We start from the raw sequence: 2796 nt of genomic DNA, 5'->3' as shown, positions 1-2796 counted from the left end.
CTTGTCATAAATATGACCCTTTAACAAAGAAAGCCTTACATTTAAGCCATATGTTTAATGCGGCCCAAGATTACGGTCAGTGTTTTCTTTAAGGCTTGATTTAGAACCTAAAAATTGAAACTTCCTAACAAAGAGTGATCGGCTTTCCACTTTTATGATCTTACCCTTTCAGATTAAAAGGTTTTATAGAAATTAACGTTAATTAAACCGCATAATAACATTTCACAGCTCAACACAATTCGTTGGATTTATAATTATAAAGAGTTAAGTATGCGCTCCAGACACCCTTGGTTAGACCGCTTATTCAGTCCCCACCCTCAATGGGTCTATAAGACTGGTGTTATGTTATTGGCCCTGTTGTTTAGCTTATTGGCTTCATTAGCAACCAGTCTTTATCAAGTTCATAATGAAATTAAGCATGACGTCGACTACCTCGATCAAATCGTTTCTGTTGCGATTAAATATGGCCTTGAAAAACCCACTCTTTCTGAAGCAAGCGTCGCTAGCGGTGAATGCTCCACTGACACTATAGAGCAGTTAGAGAAGCTTTATGTGTCGCATCTACTTATGTCGATACCCATCGTTAATCTTGATAAACAGAAACCCTATACCTATTGCTCCCCTTTTGGCGTTGAGCAATTTGAACAACGTAATTTTAAGAACTTACTCAAGACACAACTAAAAGGGGAAATGTGGCGTTTAGCGATTGTTTCTCTCTCCACAGCCCCAAAACATCCCCCCTATCTATACGGTTCGAATGGACAATATGGTTTCCTCTTTCCATTACGCACCGAATACCTTTTTCTTGAAAATGATTTAGACCATCAACGCTCTATTCGTTTATCTTTACCAAAAGAAAATTACACTATCCTTGAAATAGGCAGTTTGCCCAATGCCGATCGCCTGTACTCGAACTCGGTTGCTTCAAACTATCTGCCTCTTACCTTTGAATCCTCCGTCTCTACCTCACGAGTGCTCTCGAAGTTTAAGCAAAACTTGTGGCCAGTTACCACTTTACTCTTTATGATTTCACTCACCATTCTTTGGTTATGTGTTTCCTATTGGCACGCAAAAAAAGAAATTGCTCTTCAAAAAGCGGTTCGAGACGCCCAGTTTTACCCCTATTATCAACCCATCGTCGACGCACAAACAGGTAAAATGCTCGGTGTCGAAGCTTTACTCCGATGGCTTCCCTCTGATGGCCGTGTCATAGAACCAAGCAAGTTCATCCATTATCTAGAGCAAAGTGGGGAGATCATTCCAACAACAGAGAATCTCATTACAACGATTTACCAAGACTTATCGTCTTTGATGAGTCAAAACTCCGAGTTTTATTGCAGTGTCAACATCACGCCTCTGCACCTCCAAAATGACGATTTTTACCACTATTTAAAGCGGTTTCAGCACGACTACTCCAAACTGACGCTTGAATTAACAGAACGTCAACCGATTGAAAATTTGTCATTTGCCAGTCAGCGTATCGCCTTACTCAAAACATTAGGACTTAAAATAAGCCTTGATGATGCAGGTACCGGTTATGGCGGAAACTCGTATTTGCATTATTTCGATATTGACACTATCAAAATAGACAAAATGTTTACACGGTCCATTGATGAAGGAAAGTCCGCTGTTCTCGATGGGTATATTGAGATGGCTAAACAATTAGAGCTAAATCTAGTAGCAGAAGGAGTTGAAAATAAACTCGAAGCTAAAGGACTTTTATTAAGAGGCGTCTTTCAACATCAAGGTTACTATTACGCCAAACCTATGCCGATTGAAGATCTCCATCGCTGGGCTTTAGATCATGGTTATACTCAAGAGCGGGTTAGTGAAACACTTACAAAAACGTCACGGAGCTTGCCTTAGTCAACGACGAGCGCCCAAATATATATCATTTTTTGGTAAGCTTTTATGGCCAGCGGGCGAAACACTGGTCGCTTAAATTCGATTTAGAGAGCGTTGGAGTTGTATGTTGTTGTGTCATGAAGAGTTTCCTTTCTGTTTGAGGAGGGTTAACAGCCTGCGAGCACCATCAAATGAAATGCGAGTCGAAAGGGAAATCAGCACATAAAACAGTAATCCCTTACTCGAACTTAATTGAAATCAGTGAAAGGTAACGACGAGGCGCAGCTACGCAGGCGTTCAGGATTGCAGCGATATCCTTTTAAATACAGTTGACTGCACATCTACGAAAAAAGTAACCACCTGCCGAAGTAGGTGGTTATAGGTTGGAAGATCAAAAACTCATACGTTAAACGTTAGGGAACTGAGACGCAGGACGCATACAACTCTTCTTCTCCCAGACTAGGCCCTCCCCCGCCATTCTTGAGGCTTACATTAAAAAAGCCAGGACCAACTGTCATACTTGACCAGTAATTTAGCCTGACTGGCCATCCGCGCGCGTTGAACATATTGCCGTATGTATTGAAGAGCCCTTCTAACTCATTTTTTGTTGCTAAACGCCAGTTGGTGCGTCCTGCTAAATTCCTGTTATTATATGCGGCACATAACCTAGATGCGTTCTCCCAGGTGAACCACAAGAAATCTCCAGCAGGCCCAGAAGTTCCAATTTCTTGCGTAACACCATTATTTACACTTCCTCCAATAGAGGAGAGAAATAATGTTGAGGGTGAATTGGTAAACAACTTCCCATTCCCAGTATCGAATAAATCAATACAAAAAGTACTAGTGAGCGTACACGCGCTGATCTCCACGCTCACTGTGTTACTGGTGACGCCGTCTTTAGTGGCGGTTATCGTTGTTTGGCCGACATTGACGCCAGACATAAAGCCTGTC

At 41.7% G+C, this 2796-nt stretch carries 2 protein-coding genes; one reads left to right on the top strand and one right to left on the bottom strand.

Annotated elements, in window-relative coordinates; all coding sequences use genetic code 11:
• Positions 1 to 270 precede the first annotated feature (270 nt).
• Positions 271 to 1866, top strand: coding sequence for an EAL domain-containing protein (locus tag H5300_RS25360; RefSeq protein WP_105058881.1), 1596 nt, complete (start codon positions 271 to 273; stop codon positions 1864 to 1866).
• Between the two features lie 392 nt (positions 1867 to 2258).
• Here the strand turns inward: H5300_RS25360 and H5300_RS25355 are convergent.
• A partial coding sequence (locus H5300_RS25355; protein ID WP_182797215.1) for a DUF1566 domain-containing protein occupies positions 2259 to 2796 on the bottom strand: 538 nt, incomplete at its 5' end.

Origin of the sequence: Vibrio sp. SG41-7 (assembly GCF_014164465.1) — a bacterium.
Taxonomy (GTDB): domain Bacteria; phylum Pseudomonadota; class Gammaproteobacteria; order Enterobacterales; family Vibrionaceae; genus Vibrio; species Vibrio splendidus.
Note: the sequence above shows the minus strand (reverse complement) of the source record. Positions and strands in the feature narration are given on the sequence as shown.